This window comes from Bacillus cereus G9842 (assembly GCF_000021305.1).
Classification (GTDB): Bacteria; Bacillota; Bacilli; order Bacillales; family Bacillaceae_G; genus Bacillus_A; species Bacillus_A thuringiensis_S.
Genome location: NC_011772.1, coordinates 3,847,728 through 3,869,705 on the forward strand (window position 1 = coordinate 3,847,728; position 21,978 = coordinate 3,869,705).

Consider the following 21,978-nt stretch of genomic DNA (forward strand, 5'->3'; position numbering starts at 1 on the left):
GCCTGCTATACCGTCCACTTTGTAGACAGCATAACAGGCAATAATAATAAGTAGACTTTCACTATTATTGAGTTGGATATGGTACTTCTTTATCAATAATCGTTACTCCATCTCGTACAATTTTATAGTGTCCCTTTGAACCTTCTTGAATTACAAATTCTAAAGAAATAGTCGCTGATTCAGTAATTGTTCTCGTTTCAACCGGTCTATCCATTTTTTGCTGCATGTCTTCTTTATAAATTTCTATTGTTTGCGGCTTTTTTTCACCTGTTACAGCAGGCTCATATGGGATAGAGATATTGTCCACTTTTACCGTTTTAGTCACTTTAGGCTTTTGACCATCAGAGATAATAATAGTTACTTTATCTCCCTCTTTTAATGGTGTACCTGGTTTTGGAAATTGCGAAATTACAAGTCCTTTTTCGACTGAATCTGAGTACTCTCGTTTTATATCTGACGTTAGTTTTCTCTCATTCAAATAACCAGTTACACTATTTTCAGTCCACCCCGAAAAGTCACCTGGTCTAATTTGATAAGGACCTTTACTTACCCAGATTTTCAGTTCTTGCTCCGCTTCTATAACCATTTGATCAGGCGTCGGAATTTGCTCTACAATTTCACCTTTCGGCTTATCATTTTCAATATAATTTACTGTAACTTGTTTATATTTTTCTTCTAACTCAGCTTTTACACTCTCAAAGTTTTGCCCTGTGAAATTCGCCATCTTACTTTTCTTTTTTCCACCTGATTGATAGATAGTAATTTTAGCGTTTTCTTTTACGACTCTTCCTGCTACAGGTTCCGTTTTTATTACATCCCCAACTTCAACATCATCTGTATATACAATATTAGGCTCCGTCACCTCAAAGCCCTTTTCTACTAACGTATTTACAGCTGTCGTGTATTTCATACCAGCCACATCAGGCACTTTCACATCTTTCGGAATAAATAATCCTGGAATAACCGTAAGCGCTAATGTTATTCCTATTGCTAAAAATAAAAATGTTGAAATTAAAACTTTAAGCCACTTGTTACTCCGTTTTTTCTTCTTATCTAACTCAGCTGCTTCTGCTCTTATCGGTTCTTCCACCTTACTCCCTTTTAAAACAATCGTTTCATCACTTACATTTTCAAATAATTGTTCTTGTTGAATAATCGGAATCGCTTTCGTCGCTTCCATATCTTCTGGTATGTAAAATGGTTGCTCATTTATCCTCTCTGGATATAGCGCAGTTTCAATATCTCGCTTCATCGCATTGGCAGATTGATATCGATGGAAAGGATCTTTTGCAGTTGCCTTTAATATAATATTTTCAACACTTTGCGGAATATTTTCATTCCATCTTTTTGGTGATGGGATTTCACTTTGTAAATGTTTTAAAGCTATAGCAACAGCAGATTCGCCAGAAAACGGTTGTCTTCCTGTTAACAATTCAAACATAACTATTCCAAGAGAATAAATATCCGATTGTTTATTTGCTATCCCGCCACGTGCCTGTTCTGGTGATAAATAATGGACTGAACCCAGTACTGAATTTGTATGTGTAATTGTTGTTGCACTTGTAGCTGTCGCAATTCCAAAATCTGTTACTTTTATTATTCCATCAGCTCGAATTAAAATATTGTGCGGCTTTATATCACGATGCACAATTTCAAAATGATGGGCGTGTGCCATGGCGGATGTTAACTGCTCCATAATATCAAGAGCTTCTCCTATAGGTAACATACCTCGCTCAATTATGTATTGCTTCAATGTTTGCCCGGGTACATATTCCATGACAAGATAATATATACCATCTTCTTCTCCGACATCATACATATTCACAATATTTGGATGCGACAACGTTGTAACAGACTGCGCTTCTCGATGGAAACGTTTAATAAACTCTTCGTTATTTGAGTAGTCGAGTCTTAATATTTTTACCGCTACATCTCGGCCAAGTATATCATCATGAGCTAAATATACATTGGCCATTCCGCCACCACCAATCATTTTCAGTAGCTTATAACGGTCATTTAAGCGTTTTCCAATCAGCACGTTGCACTTCACCTACTTTCGTTTGTCGAACCCGCATAATCAATAAGAACAAGTGTGATATTATCTTCTCCACCGCGATCATTCGCCAATTGAATGAGACGCTGCCCTTTACCTTCAAGCTGTTCATTTAACTGTAAAATTTGTTGCATATCATCAATAGAAACTTTGTTTGATAACCCATCAGAGCAAAGAAGTAATTGATCATCTTCCTCAAGCACCAACGTTTTAACATCTAATCCAACTTTTTCTTCTGTTCCTAGCGCTCTTAATAACACATTCTTTTTCGGATGATACTCTGCATCTTCCTTTGAAATTTCACCATGTCTCACAAGCTCATTTACAAGCGAATGATCTTCCGTTACAAGCGTCATTTCTCCTTCTGATACCATATAGCAACGACTATCTCCTATATGCCCTATCGTCACAAAACTTGTTGTACAAACAGCTATTATAAGCGTTGTTCCCATACCATTACATTCTACATTTTGCTGAGCGTATTCATATATACGCTCATTAATAATCCCAACACTAGTATGTAACCATTGTTCTACTTTTTTCGGTTCATTCATATTATGCGTTTGCTTCCAATAATCATGGAATAATTGAATGGCCATCGAGCTAGCTACATCACCAGCTCGATGACCTCCCATTCCATCTGCTACTACCGCTAAAACATTTCCATCTAAATTGTGAAAAACTCCTGCACTATCTTCATTATGTTGACGAACTTTTCCTTTATCCGATAGAAATACGGCTTTCATCTCGTCACCTCGTCTCTTCTTTGCGCTCCTTCGCACGCAACTGACCGCAGGCTGCGTCAATATCATGACCTTGTTCACGGCGAATCGTTACATTCACTCCACGATCTTTTAACGTTTTCTCGAACAAGAAAATTTGCTCACGTGGTGTACGTACATAATCACGTTCAGGTACGTAGTTTACCGGGATTAAGTTTACATGACATTTTACACCTTTTAAGAGCGCAGCAAGCTCTTCAGCGTGCTCAACTTGGTCATTTTCTCCTCCAAATAATCCATATTCAAAAGTAATACGGCGCCCTGTTCTATTTACATAGTATTTAATAGCTTCCATTAAATCCGGTAATTTATAAGCACGGTTAATCGGCATTAATTTTGAACGTAATTCTGAGTTTGGAGCATGCAATGAAATCGCAAAATTAATTTGTAGTTCTTCTTCAGCAAACTTATAAATTTTCGGGATAATTCCACTCGTCGAAACAGTCATATGTCTAGCACCAATATGAAGTCCTTTTTCATGGTTAGTGATGCGTAAGAATCCCATTAAATTATCGTAATTATCAAATGGTTCTCCAATTCCCATAACAACAAGAGAACTTACACGTTCTTCTGTTTCATCAAGCGCACGCTGAACTTCTACTACTTGCGCTACGATTTCTCCAGCTTCTAGGTTTCGTTTTAGTCCACCAAGCGTCGAAGCACAGAACGTACATCCAATACGACAACCAACTTGCGTTGTTACACAAATGGAATTTCCATATTCATGTCGCATTAATACCGTTTCAATAGAATACCCGTCATATAATTGGAATAAGAATTTAATCGTTCCATCCGAAGACGTTTGTTTTACTAACGTGTTTAAAGTAGTAATATCAAAGGAATTCGACAATTTATCACGCAATCCTTTAGAAAGGTTTGACATATCCTCATAATTTTTTACACGTTTTTTATATAGCCAGTCAAAAATTTGTCCAGCGCGGAACTTCGGTTCTCCTTGTTCCTTTAACCAATCTTGCATTTCATGAATTTGTAAAGAGTAAATTGATGGTTTCTTCGTTTCTACATTTTTCTTTTGTTTTCTTACAGTCGTTTCCATGATGCTACACCTTCTTCCTTAAACAAGCAATATAAAAGCCATCCGTTGCAAAATAATGCGGTAAAATTTGTACTTGACCTTCATTAATATATGGACTTAATTTTTCTGGCATACGTTCTTTTATCGTAGTATCCCATTCAAATTCAGGATGTTCTTTTAAAAATTTATCTATTACTTGTTCATTTTCTATTTTCTCAATTGTGCACGTACTATAAACAAGACGACCGCCTTGTTTTAATAACGGTGCTATTTTTTCTAGTATCGCAAGTTGAATCGTCGATAATCTTTCACTATCGCCTTTATCTTTTCCTAACTTAATATCAGGCTTACGTCTAATTACACCAAATCCAGAACACGGTGCATCTACCAATATTTTATCAAACGTTTCATTTGAAAAGTGCTCTTGCACTTTTCTAGCATCTAGCGCTTTTGTTTCGACATTTTCTAACCCAAGTCGCTCTGCTTGCTGTTTAATTAAACGTACTTTGTGTGCATGTAAATCAAGAGACATTACTTTACCAGTTCCCTTTAAACGCTCAGCTATATGCGTAGTTTTACCACCAGGAGCCGCACAACTATCAAGAACTGTCTCTCCCTCATTTGGTTCTAAAGCGCGTGCTACAAGCATAGAACTTTCATCTTGAATAGAAAGAAATCCTTTTTTAAACGCTTCTGTATGCGCTACATTTCCTCTTTCAATCTGAATTGCATCATCTGACAAGTCACCACGTTTTGCTTCTATACCTTCACTTGCCAACAACTCAATCGCTTCTTCTACCGTTACCTTATCAACATTCACACGCGCTGTAGGTACAGGAGGTAACATATTTACTTCGCACATTTTCTCTGCAGTTTCTAAGCCATATGCAGAAGTCCACTCTTGTACAAGCCAAACTGGATGACTCATCGCAATTGCAAGCCGTTCTACTGGATCCTTGATTTCATCTACAGAAGGTACACCTTCTCTCTGAATCGAACGTAATACACCGTTCACCATACCAGCAATTCCTTTATGCCCGCGACGCTTTGCAATCTCAACCGCTTCATGAATAGCCGCTCTTTCTGGCACTCGGTCTAAATAAATCATTTGATATAAAGATAAGCGAAGCAATACTCTTACCCACGCCTCAACCTTCTTTTTTAAAAAAGGCTGTAAATAATAATCTAATGTGTCACGACGTTGAATCGTTCCATATACAATTTCAGTTAATAAACCAATATCTTTTCTATCAATTGCACTTTTTTCAATTAAATTATTTAAAAGTAAGTTGCTATATGCACCACTTTTTTCCACTTGAATTAAACCATCAAGAGCTAATTCACGAACATTTTGTCTCATGCATTTTCTCCTAACTTCGTTCCAATTTCAGGTTTTGTTCCACGTAAAAATTGTGAACAACTCATACGCTTTTTACCAGAAGGTTGCAATTCAGTAATTTTAACACCTGTTTCATTACTAGTTGCTACTACAAAACCATCTTCTTCGATCGCAACAATCGTACCTGCTTCAGCCGGTTCAGTTACAGGCACTTTTTCTCCCCACCATACTTTAACAACTTGTCCTGCTAAAGTTGTATAAGCAACTGGCCATGGATTCAATCCGCGAATGTGATTGTATACTTCTTCACCTGTTTTTGTCCAATCAATTTTCTCTTGCTCACGTTTTATATTGTACGCAAACGTTACTTCTTCTTCGTTTTGTTTAATCGGTTCTAACTTACCTTGAATTAATAAAGGTACTGTTTTAGATAGAAGATGTGCTCCTGCTTCACTTAATTTATCAAATAATGAGCCTGTCGTTTCACGCTCTTCAATTTCCACTTCCACTTGCGTTAAGATATCACCAGCATCCAATTTTTCTACCATATACATAATTGTAATACCTGTTTTTTCTTTACCTTCCATAATTGCATAATGAATTGGTGCACCACCACGAAGTTCAGGAAGTAAAGAAGCGTGGACATTAATACATCCATACTTCGGTGCTTCTAAAATTTCATTTGGTACAATCTGACCAAATGCAGCTGTTACAATTAAATCTGGCTCTAATGCCAATACTTTTTCATATTCATCTTTTTCACGAATTTTTAACGGCTGTAACACAGGGATACCATGTTTTTCCGCTTCAACTTTAACAGGTGTAGGTGTTAATACTTTTTTTCTACCTACTGGACGATCAGGTTGCGTCACAACACCTACTACCTCATAGCCATCTTCAATAAGACGACGAAGCACCGGCACTGAAAAGTCCGGTGTTCCCATAAACACTACTTTTATCATTTAAAAACCGCTCCTTTTAACACCTATTCTAGTTCGTTTTCTTCATAATATCTTGTCACTTTCGATGTAAATAAAACACCGTGTAAATGATCGATTTCATGTTGAATTGCACGCGCTAAAAATCCTTCCGCTTCTAATAAAAATACTTTCCCACGGCGATTTTGTGCTCTTACTTTAATATAATCCGCACGTTCTACTTCACCATAAAGTCCCGGGAAGCTTAAACATCCTTCGGGACCTACTTGTTCACCACGTTTTTCTAATATTGATGGATTGATTAACTCGATTTTCCCAGTATCATCATCGACATCAACAACCGCTACTTGCAAGCTTACACCTACTTGAGGCGCAGCTAAACCGACTCCGTCCGCAATTAACATTGTTTCATGCATATCTTTCAACAATTTCACTAACTTTTTATCAAAGTTAATTACTCTTTCGCATGGTGTTTCTAACACTTCATTTGGATGCTTTACTATTTCTAAAACTGCCATATTTCCCTCCGCTACATTAACATTGTTGGATTAAAATCAATTGAGATTTGTAGCTCTTTTTGCATTTCTGCTTGATAATGTTCATTTACCATTTTGAGCACGTTCTTTAAGTTTGGTTCCCGTTTGTATTTTATCATGCATTGATAACGATATCTATCTTTTATCCTTGGAATTGCTGAAGCAACTGGTCCTAACACCATTGTTTGCTGCGAGCAATGCGTTCGTAAATACGAGGCAATTTTTTCCGTCACTTGTACCGCTTTTAATAATTCAGGATGAGATACGGTTACGAGTACAACATAGTAATATGGAGGATATTGTCTTGTTCGTCTCATTTGCATTTCTTGGTCAAAAAACACATCATATTGTTGGTTCTTCGCTAACTCTATACTGTAATGTTCTGGCGTATACGTTTGAATCACAACTTCCCCTGGCAATTCATGTCTACCCGCTCGTCCACTTACTTGCGTCAATAACTGATATGTCTTTTCACTTGCACGAAAATCAGGTAAGTGAAGCATCGTATCTGCAGTTAAAACCCCAACAAGCGTTACTTTTGGAAAATCTAATCCTTTAGCAATCATTTGTGTTCCAAGTAATATATCTGCTTTTTCTTCCCCAAACGCCTTTAATAATTTTTCATGCATTCCTTTTCGACTTGTCGTATCTACATCCATTCGAATGACTCGCGCCTCTGGAAATAGTTTTGTAATTTCTTCTTCTACCTTTTGTGTACCTGTACCAAAGAAACGAATGTATGTACTTTGACAAGCTGGACACTCAGTTGGCATATTTTCTTCGTAACTACAATAATGACATTTTAAACGATGATTCATTTTATGATATGTCAATGAAATATCACAATGCGGACATTGTACAACATACCCACAATCACGGCACATAACAAATGTAGAATGACCTCTTCTATTTAAGAAGAGTACCATCTGTTCTTTCTTTTCTAATCGATCTGCTATTTTTTCATGCAGCGCCTTAGAAAACATTGATCGATTCCCGTCACGAAGTTCTTCTCGCATGTCAACAATCTCTACCGTTGGTAAAGCTTGTTCATTCATACGTTTTTCCATTGTTAGTAGTTCATAAACACCTTTTTTCGCCCTTGCAAACGATTCAAGTGTTGGTGTCGCACTACCAAGAACGATAGGACATTTATGGTATTGCCCTCTCCAGACAGCCACATCTCTTGCATGATACCTTGGATTATCTTCTTGTTTGTAACTTGATTCATGCTCTTCATCAATAATAATAATCCCTAAATTCTCAAAAGGCGCAAAAACGGCTGAACGCGCACCAACTACAACTTTCACTTCTTTTCTTAAAATCTTACGCCACTCGTCATACTTTTCTCCAACAGACAACGCACTATGAAGAACTGCAACTTGCGAGCCAAACCTACCTTTAAAACGATCCACCATTTGGGGTGTTAGTGCAATTTCAGGAACAAGAACGATAGCTTCTTTTCCTTTCTCGAGCACTGCTGCTATAGATTGTAAATATACTTCTGTCTTTCCACTTCCTGTAACACCATATAGTAAAAATGGATTATAAGTTTCATTTGTAATTGATGATAAAATCGGTGTAATAACTTGTTTTTGTTCCTCCGTAAGTGGCAATGGTTTCGTTTGTTCAAAACCATCATCGTCATACGGATTTCGGTATACTTCCACATACTTTTCTGAAATGAATCCCTTTTTAACAAGTGCTTTTATTGGAGCATCTGTTATTTGTAACTCTTCTGTAATTACTTTCAACGGTACACTTTTATAATTTTCCACAAAATAATAGAGTACATCTTGTTGTTTTTTACTTTTCAGTTCAAATGCCGCTAATTCTAATTTATCTTCTGGCAACTCCGGCTGAACAACTCTTTGCTTCTTCTTTTGTACTTTATCTTTCACTTGATAAACGACTTCAACCGTACCATTTTTAATTTCTTGTTGAATAGTCCGGTATAAATGTGGCTGTTGCTCGATTACTTCAAAATCAATTGCTTCTTTATCCTGAAATAAATATAGTATTTCAGGTGCTATTTCTTCCTGTTTACAAAGTTGTAGACGTTTTTTATACGTTGCTTTTATCGCAGTTGGAAGCATCACTTGAAAAGCTGAAATCATGTAGCATAACGTTTCACTTGTAAGCCAATATCCAAGTTTTAATAATTCATCATTTAAAACCGGTGTTACATCTAATATTTCATGGATCGTCTTTAACTTCTTACTTTCTACATCCACCGAATCTTTAATCCCAATAATAAAACCTTGCAATTTTCTTGGCCCAAACGGAACTACTACCCGCATTCCTGTCTGTACAATATCTTCCCATTTTTTAGGGATAATGTAATCAAATGGTCGATCTGTCTGACGGGCAGGTACATCAACAATTACACTTGCAAATTTCATAAACGATCATCTTCTAACATCATTTCAATTTGCTTTAATATTTCACGAGCTACCTCTTTTTTCATTAAAAGTGGCAACTCAATAACTTTTCCATCTTTTCTATACATCGTTACAATATTCGTATCCGTGCCAAATCCAGCTCCTTGCGCTTTTACATCATTCGCGACAATCATATCTGCATTTTTCTCACGTAGTTTTTTCGTTGCATATTCCTCTACATTTGTCGTTTCAGCAGCAAAACCGATAAGTAACTGTTTATCCTTTTTCTGACCTAACGTTTTTAAAATATCCACCGTTCTTTCGAGTTCAATGACAGCATCACCATTTTGCTTTTTCATTTTATTATCATGAACATATTTCGGACGATAATCTGCAACTGCTGCTGTTTTAATGACAACGTCTACGTTTTGATAATGTTGAAGAACTGCTTCTAACATATCTTGTGCAGATTCCACTTGCACTGTCGTTACATGTAACGGTGGATTTAATGCTGTCGGTCCTGAAACGAGTATAACATCAGCGCCTAAATTCGCCGCCACTTCTGCAATCGCATACCCCATTTTTCCAGAAGAAAAATTCGTCATAAAACGAACTGGATCAACCTTTTCACGTGTTGGGCCAGCAGTTATTAATATTCTTTTTCCCTGCAATGGTTTGTGTTCTGAGAAAGCTTCCTCTAACCGTGCGATAATCGCTTCAGGTTCTTCTAGTCGTCCCTTTGCTACATATCCACATGCTAAAAAGCCTTCCCCAGGCTCAATAAACGTATATCCTAGCGTTTTCAATGTCATCATATTTTTTTGAACAATTTTATTTTCATACATATGCACATTCATAGCAGGCGCAATCCATACCGGAGCTGCAGTAGCTAACAAAGTAGTTGTAATCATATCATCTGCAATACCACCAGCTAACTTTCCAATACAATTGGCAGTAGCAGGTGCGACAAGTACAACATCCGCCCAATCTGCTAAATCAATATGAGCAATAACAGCCGAGTCTTTCTCATCAAATGTATCCGTATATACATCATGGCGAGAAAGTGCTTGGAATGTAAGAGGCGTAACAAACTTCATTGCCGACTCACTCATCATTACTTTTACAATCGCGCCAGATTGTGTCAATTTACTCGTTAACGCAGCTGCTTTAAAAACCGCAATGCCTCCTGTTACACATAGAAGTATCTTTTTCCCTTTTAGCATATGACTCGTCCTCTTTCTTTTTCAAACTTATAATACTGAAATAGAATTCCCAGCTCGTCAGTACCAATATTTCATTCCTTTCGTAAAAAAATAACAACCTACTTGTAAATAGGTTGTTACCGTTACATAGAAAATTATAAAGTCTATGTTTTATTTTGTCGAAGGCAAAGGCTTATTCAGCAACTTTATCTTCACTTGGTACGTAGCTTAATACTTCCGCATCGATTTCTTCTAATGCTTTACCTACACACTTATGAGAAACCGGTTGCTCTACAACACAGTTATTAGCAAGTTGCATTTCACGTGCACGCTTTGCAGCCACTGTTACTAGTGTGTATTTAGAATCGATTTTTTGTAGTAATGAGTCAATTGATGGATTTAACATAATTATAGACCCTCCGTCATTTCTTTATAATATTTTGCTACCCTTTCGCGGCGGCAATGTTCGCCAACCACAATTGCTTTAATTCTATCACAAGCTAATTCAACTTGATCGTTTTCTACTACATAGTCGTAAGCGTCCATCATCTCGATTTCTTCTTTCGCTACAGTTAAACGATTTTCAATAACATCTTCAGTCTCTGTACCACGGCCGACAATACGGCTCTTTAGTTCAGATAAACTTGGAGGTGCTAAGAAAATAAATACACCTTCTGGGAAAGCTTTCTTAACTTGAATTGCTCCTTGCACTTCAATTTCTAAGAATACATCTTTTCCTTCTTGTAATGTTTTTTCAACATAGTCAATCGGTGTTCCGTAATAATTACCTACGAACTCAGCCCACTCAAGTAATCTTTCATTACGAATCATTTCCTCGAATTCTTCTCTTTCTTTAAAGAAATAATCCACACCATCTACTTCACCTTCACGCGGCTTACGTGTCGTTACTGAAATAGAGTACTGAAAACGTGTATCCTCATGGCTAAACAGCTCTTTACGAACCGTTCCTTTTCCAACCCCAGAAGGCCCTGAAAGAACGATGAGCAATCCTCTTCTACTTCTCATAAATATGTAAAACCTACCCTTCCTCACTTAAATCTTCTTTATTATTCAAACGATGTGCAATCGTCTCTGGTTGAATTGGACTTAATACAACATGCCCATCATCCATAACAATAACCGCCCTTGTTTTTCTCCCATACGTAGCATCAAGCAAAGCATTATGTTCGCGTGCTTCCTGTACTGTTCGTTTAATAGGAGCTGACTCCGGACTTACAATAGCAATAATTCGATGAGCAGATACAATATTTCCGTATCCAATATTTAAAAACCGCATGGCCATAGTTTGCGCCTCCTAGTAAGTCTATCCGATTTCTCCACCACGTATAACTTTATATATTTTTTGAAAGCTACTCAATATTTTGTACTTGTTCACGAATTTTTTCAAGGTTATTTTTCATTTCTACAACATATTTTGAAATTGTTAAGTCATTTGCCTTAGAACCAATCGTATTAATTTCTCTATGCATCTCTTGCACGATGAAATCCATTTTTCTTCCAACAGGCTCTTCAATCTGCAATGTTTCATGAAATTGCTCTAAATGACTTTGCAAACGAACTAACTCTTCATGAATATCACAACGCTCTGCAAAGATTGCGACTTCTGTTAGCAATCTTTGTTCATCTAACTCTTGATTATGTAATTCTTTTAAGCGATTTTCTAATCGTTCACGATATTTTTGTGTAACAATTGGTGCATGTGGAATAATTGCATTTACACAATTGCTAATCTCTTGTAAACGATACGCTATATCTTTATGTAATCGTTCTCCTTCGCCATCTCTCATCGTTTTCAACATATGAGCAGCTTGACGAACAGCCTCATATAAACTGTTCTCAAAATGTTCATTTACATTTTCTATTTCTTCAATTGCTGTTACTTCTGGCATTGCCATTAATTGCTCGAGTGTAATAGAATCTTGTAATTGAAACTTTCCTTTTATATCTTCCATCATCGATTGGTACTGCTCAAGAAGTGACCAATTCACACTTAATTTTCTTTCAACAAGTCCTTCACCTGCTATACTAATAGACACCTCAATGCGTCCACGTCGAACTTGCTGTGCAATTATTTTACGAATTTTGTCCTCAAATACCATCATTTGCTTAGGAAGTCGAATACTCATCTCTAAAAAACGGTGGTTCACCGATTTCATTTCTACTGTAATTTGAAAAGTATCACTTTCTACTTTCGATCTTCCAAACCCTGTCATACTAGAAATCATTTTTATCACATCCAAGCCATAAAATAACTCAATGAAAAAGGTAATAGAGACAAGGCTCTACTACCTTCTGTAAATTATATCACATTTTCATAACATTGACTATTTCAAGTTTAATCCCTTCTTATATAACATTGGCTTTTTCTTTTTCGCCTTTTTCCCTGTTAATAAAGAACCTACTAGTAAGAAAGTCGGAATTGATGACAAACCTCCAATTAATAACCAATCTCTTGCTTGTATCGGCATTGTGCTAAAGATCGGTTGTAACGGTGGATAATATATAACCACTAGCATGAGTAGTAACGAAATGATAACCGCCCCTACTAAATACACGTTCCCAAATGGATTGCGGTGAAAGACAGAATGCTCACTACGACAATCAAATACATGAATAAGCTGAGCAAGTACCAACGTCGCGAACGCTACAGTTTGTGCATATTTCAGTTCATTTGGATGTTGGTTATACGCAATAATAAACGCTACTAACGTCACTGCCCCAATTAAAAACCCTCGACTTATTATTTTCCATGCAAGCCCTCTAGCGAATACCCCTTCTTTCGGGTGGCGCGGCGTTCTCTTCATCACATCTCCTTCAGCCTTATCCAAACCTAATGCCATCGCTGGTAAACCATCAGTAACTAAGTTCACCCATAAAATTTGAATAGGAACCATCGGCAGTGGTAATGCAAGTAACATCGCAAATAACATGACTAAAATTTCTCCAACGTTTGACGCCAATAAGTAGCGAATAAACTTACGTATGTTCTCGTATATATTTCTTCCTTCTTTAATTGCTGATTTAATTGTAGCAAAATTATCGTCTAGTAAAACAAGTGAAGAGGCCTCTTTCGCAACATCTGTCCCTGTAATTCCCATCGCTATCCCAATATCCGCTGTTTTTATAGCTGGAGCATCGTTCACTCCATCGCCTGTCATGGCTACTATATGTCCTTGATTTTGCAGTGCCTTAACAATTTTTAATTTATGCTCAGGTGATACACGAGCGAATACATACGTATCTTCTACAACATTTTCTAATTCCTCCACATCCATATTCGCGAGTTCTACGCCTTCAACAACGCGTCCATCTGGTGGCAAAACTCCTAATTGTTCAGCAATCGCCATTGCTGTCACTTTATGATCACCTGTAATCATTACCGTTCGAATACCAGCTTCTTTACACTCTTTTACCGCCTGCGCCACTTCTGGCCTTGGCGGGTCAATCATACCTTGTATCCCAACCAACATAAAATCTTTTTCAACGTCTCTTTCATGTTCAATAGAATCCGTGACTTTTAAAGGTTTAAACGCAACTGCAATTGTTCGAAGCGCTTGACTACCTAAGCTATGAATAGCCGCCTGTACTTCTCTTCTATATAACTCACTTAACGGCTGCTGCTTATCCCCCCATAAAATCGTTTGACTCATTTGCAAAAGAACGTCCGGTGCTCCCTTCGTAACAATAAACTTCTTCCCCTCTCGATCTCGTACAATAACACTCATCATTTTTCGAGTTGAATCAAATGGAAATTCACGAATAATTTCAAATTTCCCTTTCAATGCCTCACGTGTAATCCCAGCTTTCATTGCTGCAGCTACAAGCGCTCCCTCTGTTGGATCTCCATCTAATACGTACGCCTTTTTCTTTTGAATAATATTTGCATTGTTACATAGTGAACCAAATGTAAGTAGCTGATAAAGTGCTTTTGTCTTAGCTGGATTCACTTCTATTTCACCTTTCATAAAAGAGCCATTAGGTTCATATCCTTGCCCTGTCACTTTCCACAATTCTCCGCCTGACCACATATGTGTTACCATCATTTTGTTTTGCGTCATTGTCCCCGTTTTATCAGAACATATAACGGAAGCACAACCTAACGTTTCTACGGCTGGTAACTTTCGTACAATTGCTCTCTTTTTTATCATACGCTGTACACCAAGTGATAAAGCTACTGTAACAATTGCTGGCAACCCTTCTGGAATAGCCGCAACAGCTAGCGATACGCCAGCTAAAAACATATGATATACTTCATTCCCTTGATACACACCAGCCAATACAACGAGCGCTGTCAAAATAAGAGCTACAATAATTAATATTTTTCCGAGCTGTTCTAACCTTCTTTGCAGTGGTGTTTCCATTTGCTCTGCATTTTGTAACATATTTGCAATTTGACCCATCGCTGTATTCATACCAGTTGCTACAACGACACCTGTTCCAGATCCTCGCGTAATCATTGTCCCCATAAAAGCCATATTTTTTTGATCACCAATTGCAACCTCTTGCCCTTGCAATGCTTCTACCTTCTTTTGCACAGGTACGGACTCCCCTGTCAAAGCAGACTCTTCAATATATAAACTTGATGCCTCAACAAGACGCACATCAGCCCCAATACGATCACCACTGGAAAACTTAATAATATCACCTAAAACAAGTGCTTTAGATGGTGCTTTTACCCACTTTCCATTCCGCATTACAGTAACTTGTGGAGCAGCTAGTTCCTTTAAAGCTTCCAATGATTTTTCAGCTTTTCTTTCTTGAAAAAAGCCGAGAATACCATTGATAATAACAATGGCAACAATAGCAATAGAATCAATGTATTCACCTAAAAACGCAGAAACAATTGTTGCTCCAAACAAAACGAGTACCATGAAATCTTTAAATTGCGCTAAAAATACCATTAGTGCAGAAGGCCTTTTTGCTTCTTCTAATTCATTTGTACCAAATTTCTTAATTCGCCCTTCTGCTTCTTTCTCCGTAAGTCCAACCTTTACATTCGTATTCGTTCTTTCTTCCACTTCATGTGCTCGCATTCCATACCAGTTCATCCTGCCATCGACCTCCTGATTCCAGACATACTCTATTGAAAGCTTATTCAGCCTCGTCCAAAAAAATGCTATAATTAACTTTTAGTTAGAAAGGAGTGTTCATTAATGGCATTCGATGGATTATTTACAAGAGCGATTACACATGAAATTGAAAATTCTCTTTACACGGGAAGGGTTTCCAAAATATACCAACCTTCAAAATACGAGATTTTATTACATATTCGAGCGAATGGAAAGAACCAAAAACTAATTCTTTCATCTCATCCTACATATGCGCGTATGCACTTAACGAATCAAAACTACGATTCGCCAGCAATACCGCCGATGTTTTGTATGCTTCTTCGTAAACATTTAGAAGGTGGATTTATTGAAAAAATTGAACAAATCGACTTAGAACGGATTATCCAAATTACAGTTCGCAGTCGTAATGAAATCGGAGACGAATCATTAAAAACATTAGTAATTGAAATAATGGGAAGACATAGCAACATTATCTTATTAGATACGAAAACAAACGTGATTTTAGATAGCTTAAAACACGTTTCATTAGCCGTAAACCGTCACCGAACTGTATATGCTGGTGCTGAGTACGTCGCGCCACCAGCCCAACATAAAATCAATCCTCTGCAAATTGAAACCGCAGATGATTTTATTAGACCGCTAGACTTTCTATCTGGAAATATGGATAAACAACTCGTCGGGGCTTTCATGGGAATATCCCCATTATTTGCAAAAGAAGTAGTAAAGAAAGCCGGTATGGTAAACGAGAAAGCATTATCAGAAGCATTTTTCTCTATACAAACACCATTACTATCTCATGCATATACACCAGCAATGATTACTGCAAATGGAAAAGAATTCTTTTATCTTTTCCCTCTTACACACTTGCAAGGAGAAGAAAAAACATTCTCATCAGTGAGCGAATTGTTAGATCGTTTCTTCTTTGGCAAAGCAGAACGTGATCGTGTAAAACAACAAGCTCATGATTTAGAACGCTTTATGCAAAACGAAAAAAATAAAAACGAGAAAAAACTCATTAAACTCGAAAAAACACTGCAAGATGCCGGAAAGGCAGATAAATATCAACTATTTGGAGAACTACTTACAGCCAATATGTACGCTTTGAAAAAAGGGGATAAAGATATTGAAGTCGTTAACTATTACGACGAAAATAGCGGAACTGTAAAAATTACATTAGATCCTTTAAAAACACCATCTGACAATGCGCAACGCTATTTCCAAAAGTACCAAAAAGCGAAAAATTCAGTTGTTGTTGTAGAAGAACAAATCGAAAAAACCAATGAAGAAATTCTTTATTTTGATAGCTTACTTCAACAAATGGAAGCTGCTTCTTCAAAAGATATTGAAGAAATTCGTGAGGAATTAGCTGAAGAAGGTTATGTGCGCAATCGCAAAACGAAAAACGCAAAGAAAAAGCCTACTAAGCCAGTATTAGATAAATATTTAGCAAGTGATGGCACAGAGATTTTCGTTGGTAAAAACAATAAACAAAATGATTATTTAACAACGAAGTTTGCCCGCCGTGATGAAATTTGGTTACATACGAAAGACATACCTGGCTCTCACGTTGTCATTCGTTCTTTAGAGCCTGCTGAAGAAACTTTACTAGAAGCTGCCAAAATTGCCGCTTATTACAGTAAAGCGAAAGAGTCTAGCTCTGTACCTGTTGATTTCACTAAAATACGCCATGTGAAAAAACCGAGTGGTGCAAAACTTGGTTTTGTTACGTACGACAATCAGCAAACCGTATATGTAACACCAGATGCTGATATTGTAATGAAATTAAAAGCGTAAATACAAAAATGCGTTGCTTATAAGCAACGCATTTTTTATTTATTTTCAATTTAGTTGCTATATCCATTCAATATTGTCAAAAAAATTGACAGTGTCATTTTACATTTGTATAAATTTTTTAAAGCATGTAAATAAAGTACAAGTGTAACTCCAATCAATATTTTTTCATCCCCCTGCTATTTATTGAAGCAATCTGAATTTTATAAACAAACCGTCTCCCACAAATGGCGGGCTATTTTCTTATCTCCCTTAAAATATATGTTTTCCCTACTATCCTTTCTTCAAATATACATTTTGGCACACTATTTGCTTTATTAAATACTGTGAATAGGGGGAATTAACATGACTTTAAAAATTAATAAAATCCAAAATCAACTACAAAACTATGAAATTGACGGGTTACTCATTACCAAAAAAGAAAATCGCCAATATGCAACAGGCTTTACAGGTAGTGCTGGCGTCGTCTTAATCTCTGCGGATAAAGCTGTTTTTATAACTGATTTTCGCTATGTAGATCAAGCGAAATCACAAATAAAAGATGCTGAAATTATTATGCATACAGGAAATTTAGAAAAAGAAATTGCAAATCAAGTATCAAAATTAAACATTCAAAAACTCGGAATTGAAGAGAACAACATGACATTGCAACAATATAAAAACTTACAAAAATGCGTACATGTGGAAATGGTTCAAGTGTGCGAAATCATCGAAAATATTCGTATTATTAAAGACATGCCGGAAATAGAAACAATGAAAATCGCAGCTAATATTGCTGACGAAGCATTTCACCACATCATTACGTTTCTAAAACCAGGAATAAGTGAAAATGATGTACGAGATGAGTTGGAATTTTTCATGCGAAAAAAAGGGGCTACATCCTCTTCATTCCAAATCATTGTAGCTTCTGGCGTTCGTTCTTCACTTCCTCATGGAGTTGCATCAAATAAAATAATCGAGCGAGGCGACATCGTTACATTAGATTTCGGTGCACTTTACGATGGATATTGTTCCGATATAACTCGTACTGTAGCAATCGGAGAATCATCAGAAGAATTCAAAAAGATATACAATGTTGTACGAGAAGCGTTAAAACGTGGAACTAAAGCAATTAAGCCTGGAGAAACTGCGAAAAGTATCGATGATATAACGAGAGATTACATTACAGAACATGGATACGGTCAATACTTTGGACACTCTACTGGTCATGGTCTTGGGTTAGAAATACATGAACCTCTTCGCCTATCCCAAGAAAGTCAGGCTACTTTAGAAGAAGGTATGGTTGTTACAGTTGAACCTGGTATTTACATACCAAACTGGGGCGGTTGTAGAATTGAAGATGATATTGTCATCACAAAAGACGGATATGAAGTTATTACAAAATCAAATCGGGAACTAATTGTGATTCCTTGTTAAAATCATGAACTTTTTAAAAGGAGTTTTTCTCTGCACATAGAATTCTTTCTCTGGAGTCATCGTTTAAAGAGGGGGAATTTTAATTGAATTTTGTAATTGATAAATTGGAGGGTTTACATGTAGAATTTTCAAAGCTTGTTTCCATGATGAATTACGCTCGCTATACAACAATGCAAGCAGTGGAAAGTTTAACAATTGAAGAACTTGATTATTTATATGATAAGGAAGCAAATTCAATTGGCATGTTATTGTATCATATGGCTGCTATTGAATTTTACTACCAGATTCATACTTTTGAAGACCGTGAACCAACGGAGGCTGAATTAGAACGCTGGTTACCTGGCATTGAATTAGGCGATCTTGGACGTGAGAAAATAAAAGGAAACGCTATAGAATTTTACATAAATACATTACAAGAAGTACGTTCCAAAACAATCGAGACTTTTCAATCGTTACCTGATGAATGGTTATTTAAAACGACAGACTTTTGGTATGACAAACCAGCAAATAACTATTTTAAGTGGTTTCACGTTTTTGAAGATGAAATCAATCATCGTGGACAAATTCGTTTAATTAAAAAGATGCAAAAAGCTCATGCAGTAAAATGAGGAAATGCCACCGAATAAGGTGGTATTTTCTTTTATTCATTAACGAATAGCTTTTCGTTTATTATTTTAGTGACTACCACTACCAACATTAAAATGCATATTAAATATAGCATTTTCGCAATAAACAACCACCCTTGAAACATTACAATTCCATCTATTATCTCATTTCCTTTCCATAACAAAAACGGAATTGTGCTGATTATAATGACAAATTCGATGCTGAAAACCATTTTCTTTTTTCGACTATATGCTTTCCATTCATTCCAGCGATACATAGGTGCAAAAATCAATACTCCTATACATAATATAACTGGTACCCATTCACTTTTTAAAAATTGCCCTGAAATAACTGATAATAGTAAACAAACGAGCACACCATAATATCCTATTTTTTCTCTCATTCTTACTACCTCCATTCTATCCTCTCTTTAATATGTAACTCCATATTCTTATCGTGAACCTAAGAAAAATAACAACTACAATTACAATATAAAGACCTTTTGCAGAAGACATCCATTCTTGAAAAATAGACATTTTCTCCATCTGTTTCTGTCCTTCTATTAAAATAAACCCTATGAAAAATGAGCAAACAACAATGATACCTATCATAATTCCAATGCTTTTCTTACTATGTTGTTTCATGTCATCCCATCGTTATAACAGTATAAAAACAAACCCAAAAAGAGGGGTGATACTTATCCATTCATTGTTTGTAAATAGATTTAAAATGATTAATAGACTACAAGATATAATGAATCCCCAAAACCCGATTTTTTTTGCGCATAAGCCCTCCTTAAATTCCATTTTTAGGATTAATTGTATTGTAACATCCATTTCCACTTCTTACCATTACAGTACATGAAATTTCACTTTTTTTCCTATACTCACATACTTTTACTGCTTTCATACAATAAACTACACGAATGCCTAAAGGATGTGAATGTTATGGGAGTTGAATTAACGCTGTTGCATGCTCTCTATATTCTTTGTTTACTCACTATTATTACTTTTTTTATTCTCCGGAAAGATACGACGATTATTTGTATCGTTTTTATCTTTTTATTAGCATTAACCGCTACAAGTTCTATCCCTCTTGCCGTTAGCGGTATTTTTCAAAGTTTCATTTACGCTATTACTGAACTTTTACCAACTATATTAATCATCTCTATTATCGTATCAATGAGCAATCTACTCGTTCATACTGGCATAAATGATACGATGATTTCACCATTTACAAAGATGATTCGTACCCCTACCCTCGCCTACTGGATTATCGGCCTTTTAATGATGACAATTTCTTTCTTTTTTTGGCCTTCTCCAGCTGTCGCCTTAATGGGAGCTATTTTATTCCCCGTCGCTGTACGCGTCGGTCTTCCTCCAATTGGGGTTGCCATTGCTATGAACTTATTCGGACACGGCATCGCCTTATCTGGCGACTTCGTTATTCAAGGAGCACCGAAATTAACTGCAGACGCGGCTGGTCTTCCTGTTTCCAGCGTCGTTTCTGCCAGTGTTCCCCTCGTTATCGTGATGGGCGTTGTTACAACTTCTGTCGCTTTTTTCTTCTTACGAAAAGAATTTGATACAGGATTATCCTTGCAAAACTCCCCTGCATCAACGGAACCATCTAAAACTACTATTTTATTATCTCCTCGCATAAAGAAATGGCTCGCTATATGTATCCCTATCGTATATATCATCGATATCCTTTGCATGATTCAATTTAAACTACAAGGAAGCGATGCAACAGCACTTATCGGCGGAACGACTGTTATTATGATTATCATCATTTCCCTCATCGCCTACAAAGGTAATGGACTAAATAAAACAACCGATTATTTTATAGAAGGGCTCCAATTTGGATTTAAAATCTTTGGTCCAGTTATTCCAATTGCTGCACTCTTTTATTTAGGAGATAGCGGTTTTGTGAAAATTATCGGAGACTATTTACCGAAAGGTTCACATGGAATCATTAACGACTTAGGGATTGCCTTATCTCAAACTGTTCCTTTAAATCAATACGTATCGGCGGGAACATTAACTATCGTTGGTGTCATAACAGGATTAGATGGATCTGGCTTTTCTGGTATATCACTTGCTGGTTCAATTGCCAATCTTTTCGGAACAGCACTTGGGCATGGAACAGCTACATTAACAGCACTCGGGCAAATTGCTGCCATATGGACCGGAGGCGGGACTTTAATTCCTTGGGCGCTTATTCCTGCCGCTGCCATTTGTAAAGTGGATCCATTTGAACTCGCACGCCGAAACTTTTTACCAGTTGTGATTGGCTTAATTGTCACCACGATCGTTGCGATGTTTATTCTATAGTGTAAGCAAGTTTTCTCTTGCTTACGCTTTTTATTATGAAATCCAGTGACTTTCTAAAGGGATTAACTACATGTTAGCGAAGTTATATTAAGAGAATATTTATTTAAAAAACGTTTACGAGGTACAGATTACTTCCATTAGAAAAGGGGACATAACTATGAATGAATTGATTTTCGTCTTATTAATTTGTCCATTACTTATCTTTATCGTTTCTGTTATTGGAACACGCAAGACGAAAACGTATTACGTAATGCCGATTGTAACGTTTGCTAGTTTTTTAATAATAGGTGTTATCGCCTTCACTCCAAAATTCTTCTTTTGGGTTGGCATGTACAGCATCTTCTCATTTATTGTTTCTTATATGACTCTATTGTTTGTAAGAGGATATGAGCTTGCAGAAAGCGCTAAGTAGTTTTTAGTAGAAAGATTATAATATGAATTTTCTTTAATATCGATAGGACTTTACTTGAATTTTTAA

The 21,978-nt window shown here is 36.6% G+C and carries 19 protein-coding genes and 1 pseudogene; 5 read left to right on the top strand and 15 right to left on the bottom strand.

Annotation, left to right across the window (positions count from 1 at the left end):
• Positions 1–64: 64 nt before the first annotated feature.
• The 13 genes from pknB to BCG9842_RS19270 form a co-directional block, all read right to left on the bottom strand.
• On the bottom strand, positions 65–2,038 hold the full coding sequence (gene pknB, locus BCG9842_RS19210) for a Stk1 family PASTA domain-containing Ser/Thr kinase (RefSeq protein ID WP_000904750.1): 1,974 nt from the start codon (positions 2,036–2,038) through the stop codon (positions 65–67).
• A gap of 8 nt (positions 2,039–2,046) precedes the next feature.
• The gene (locus BCG9842_RS19215; protein ID WP_000648709.1) at positions 2,047–2,799 is read right to left on the bottom strand and encodes a Stp1/IreP family PP2C-type Ser/Thr phosphatase; all 753 of its coding nucleotides are present in this window, start codon (positions 2,797–2,799) and stop codon (positions 2,047–2,049) included.
• Between the two features lie 4 nt (positions 2,800–2,803).
• Positions 2,804–3,892, bottom strand: coding sequence for a 23S rRNA (adenine(2503)-C(2))-methyltransferase RlmN (rlmN, locus tag BCG9842_RS19220; protein WP_000450548.1), 1,089 nt, complete (start codon positions 3,890–3,892; stop codon positions 2,804–2,806).
• Between the two features lie 4 nt (positions 3,893–3,896).
• Complete coding sequence (gene rsmB, locus BCG9842_RS19225) at positions 3,897–5,231, bottom strand: 16S rRNA (cytosine(967)-C(5))-methyltransferase RsmB (protein WP_001249661.1); 1,335 nt, start codon at positions 5,229–5,231, stop codon at positions 3,897–3,899.
• Positions 5,228–6,172 carry a methionyl-tRNA formyltransferase gene (gene fmt, locus BCG9842_RS19230; RefSeq protein WP_000598805.1) on the bottom strand — a complete coding sequence of 315 codons (945 nt, stop codon included), beginning with the start codon at positions 6,170–6,172 and terminating at the stop codon, positions 5,228–5,230. The genes rsmB and fmt overlap by 4 nt, the downstream gene beginning before the upstream one ends.
• 23 nt (positions 6,173–6,195) lie before the next feature.
• Positions 6,196–6,666 (bottom strand): peptide deformylase, encoded by a 471-nt coding sequence (gene def / locus BCG9842_RS19235; RefSeq protein WP_000279470.1) that lies wholly within the window; start codon positions 6,664–6,666, stop codon positions 6,196–6,198.
• Between the two features lie 11 nt (positions 6,667–6,677).
• A complete protein-coding gene (priA, locus tag BCG9842_RS19240; RefSeq protein ID WP_000666722.1) occupies positions 6,678–9,083 on the bottom strand; it encodes a primosomal protein N' in 2,406 nt (801 codons plus the stop codon).
• The gene (gene coaBC / locus BCG9842_RS19245; protein ID WP_000911744.1) at positions 9,080–10,285 is read right to left on the bottom strand and encodes a bifunctional phosphopantothenoylcysteine decarboxylase/phosphopantothenate--cysteine ligase CoaBC; all 1,206 of its coding nucleotides are present in this window, start codon (positions 10,283–10,285) and stop codon (positions 9,080–9,082) included. The genes priA and coaBC overlap by 4 nt, the downstream gene beginning before the upstream one ends.
• Positions 10,286–10,457: 172 nt before the next feature.
• The gene (rpoZ, locus tag BCG9842_RS19250; RefSeq protein WP_000933962.1) at positions 10,458–10,670 is read right to left on the bottom strand and encodes a DNA-directed RNA polymerase subunit omega; all 213 of its coding nucleotides are present in this window, start codon (positions 10,668–10,670) and stop codon (positions 10,458–10,460) included.
• 2 nt (positions 10,671–10,672) lie between these two features.
• Positions 10,673–11,290, bottom strand: coding sequence for a guanylate kinase (gene gmk / locus BCG9842_RS19255; RefSeq protein WP_001257742.1), 618 nt, complete (start codon positions 11,288–11,290; stop codon positions 10,673–10,675).
• 13 nt (positions 11,291–11,303) lie between these two features.
• Entirely contained in the window at positions 11,304–11,567 is a 264-nt protein-coding gene (remA, locus tag BCG9842_RS19260) for an extracellular matrix/biofilm regulator RemA (RefSeq protein ID WP_001251456.1), read from the bottom strand.
• Between the two features lie 67 nt (positions 11,568–11,634).
• The gene (locus BCG9842_RS19265; protein WP_000625867.1) at positions 11,635–12,510 is read right to left on the bottom strand and encodes a YicC/YloC family endoribonuclease; all 876 of its coding nucleotides are present in this window, start codon (positions 12,508–12,510) and stop codon (positions 11,635–11,637) included.
• 99 nt (positions 12,511–12,609) lie between these two features.
• The gene (locus BCG9842_RS19270) at positions 12,610–15,333 is read right to left on the bottom strand and encodes a calcium-translocating P-type ATPase, SERCA-type (RefSeq protein ID WP_001104763.1); all 2,724 of its coding nucleotides are present in this window, start codon (positions 15,331–15,333) and stop codon (positions 12,610–12,612) included.
• Between the two features lie 105 nt (positions 15,334–15,438).
• Here BCG9842_RS19270 and BCG9842_RS19275 point away from each other — a divergent pair, with 105 nt between their 5' ends.
• From BCG9842_RS19275 to BCG9842_RS19285, 3 genes are all read left to right on the top strand, one after another.
• On the top strand, positions 15,439–17,148 hold the full coding sequence (locus BCG9842_RS19275) for an Rqc2 family fibronectin-binding protein (protein WP_000863290.1): 1,710 nt from the start codon (positions 15,439–15,441) through the stop codon (positions 17,146–17,148).
• A gap of 342 nt (positions 17,149–17,490) precedes the next feature.
• Complete coding sequence (locus tag BCG9842_RS19280) at positions 17,491–18,561, top strand: M24 family metallopeptidase (protein ID WP_000172798.1); 1,071 nt, start codon at positions 17,491–17,493, stop codon at positions 18,559–18,561.
• An 83-nt stretch (positions 18,562–18,644) separates the two neighbouring features.
• Positions 18,645–19,169 carry a DinB family protein gene (locus BCG9842_RS19285; protein ID WP_001012056.1) on the top strand — a complete coding sequence of 175 codons (525 nt, stop codon included), beginning with the start codon at positions 18,645–18,647 and terminating at the stop codon, positions 19,167–19,169.
• A 32-nt stretch (positions 19,170–19,201) separates the two neighbouring features.
• Here the strand turns inward: BCG9842_RS19285 and BCG9842_RS19290 are convergent, their stop codons facing one another.
• A complete protein-coding gene (locus tag BCG9842_RS19290; protein ID WP_001208267.1) occupies positions 19,202–19,570 on the bottom strand; it encodes a YoqO family protein in 369 nt (122 codons plus the stop codon).
• A gap of 16 nt (positions 19,571–19,586) precedes the next feature.
• Positions 19,587–19,953, bottom strand: a pseudogene (locus tag BCG9842_RS31045) (YoqO family protein).
• A 161-nt stretch (positions 19,954–20,114) separates the two neighbouring features.
• On the opposite strand from BCG9842_RS31045, the gene BCG9842_RS19300 reads away from it, so the two are divergent.
• A complete protein-coding gene (locus BCG9842_RS19300; RefSeq protein WP_000537891.1) occupies positions 20,115–21,500 on the top strand; it encodes a membrane protein in 1,386 nt (461 codons plus the stop codon).
• A 157-nt stretch (positions 21,501–21,657) separates the two neighbouring features.
• Positions 21,658–21,912, top strand: a complete 255-nt coding sequence (locus BCG9842_RS19305; RefSeq protein WP_001003933.1) for a YbeF family protein — start codon at positions 21,658–21,660, stop codon at positions 21,910–21,912.
• Positions 21,913–21,978 lie beyond the last annotated feature (66 nt).

Excerpts from the sequence above, each read along its gene's own strand:
- rlmN (WP_000450548.1), bottom strand. The coding sequence starts at position 3,892 with ATGGAAACGACTGTAAGAAAACAAAAGAAAAATGTAGAAACGAAGAAA.
- BCG9842_RS19215 (WP_000648709.1), bottom strand. The coding sequence starts at position 2,799 with ATGAAAGCCGTATTTCTATCGGATAAAGGAAAAGTTCGTCAACATAAT.
- remA (WP_001251456.1), bottom strand. The coding sequence starts at position 11,567 with ATGGCCATGCGGTTTTTAAATATTGGATACGGAAATATTGTATCTGCT.
- priA (WP_000666722.1), bottom strand. The coding sequence starts at position 9,083 with ATGAAATTTGCAAGTGTAATTGTTGATGTACCTGCCCGTCAGACAGAT.
- gmk (WP_001257742.1), bottom strand. The coding sequence starts at position 11,290 with ATGAGAAGTAGAAGAGGATTGCTCATCGTTCTTTCAGGGCCTTCTGGG.
- rsmB (WP_001249661.1), bottom strand. The coding sequence starts at position 5,231 with ATGAGACAAAATGTTCGTGAATTAGCTCTTGATGGTTTAATTCAAGTG.
- rpoZ (WP_000933962.1), bottom strand. The coding sequence starts at position 10,670 with ATGTTAAATCCATCAATTGACTCATTACTACAAAAAATCGATTCTAAA.
- BCG9842_RS19265 (WP_000625867.1), bottom strand. The coding sequence starts at position 12,510 with ATGATTTCTAGTATGACAGGGTTTGGAAGATCGAAAGTAGAAAGTGAT.
- BCG9842_RS19290 (WP_001208267.1), bottom strand. The coding sequence starts at position 19,570 with ATGAGAGAAAAAATAGGATATTATGGTGTGCTCGTTTGTTTACTATTA.
- BCG9842_RS19270 (WP_001104763.1), bottom strand. The coding sequence starts at position 15,333 with ATGAACTGGTATGGAATGCGAGCACATGAAGTGGAAGAAAGAACGAAT.
- BCG9842_RS19275 (WP_000863290.1), top strand. The coding sequence starts at position 15,439 with ATGGCATTCGATGGATTATTTACAAGAGCGATTACACATGAAATTGAA.
- BCG9842_RS19305 (WP_001003933.1), top strand. The coding sequence starts at position 21,658 with ATGAATGAATTGATTTTCGTCTTATTAATTTGTCCATTACTTATCTTT.
- BCG9842_RS19300 (WP_000537891.1), top strand. The coding sequence starts at position 20,115 with ATGGGAGTTGAATTAACGCTGTTGCATGCTCTCTATATTCTTTGTTTA.
- def (WP_000279470.1), bottom strand. The coding sequence starts at position 6,666 with ATGGCAGTTTTAGAAATAGTAAAGCATCCAAATGAAGTGTTAGAAACA.
- fmt (WP_000598805.1), bottom strand. The coding sequence starts at position 6,172 with ATGATAAAAGTAGTGTTTATGGGAACACCGGACTTTTCAGTGCCGGTG.
- coaBC (WP_000911744.1), bottom strand. The coding sequence starts at position 10,285 with ATGCTAAAAGGGAAAAAGATACTTCTATGTGTAACAGGAGGCATTGCG.
- BCG9842_RS19280 (WP_000172798.1), top strand. The coding sequence starts at position 17,491 with ATGACTTTAAAAATTAATAAAATCCAAAATCAACTACAAAACTATGAA.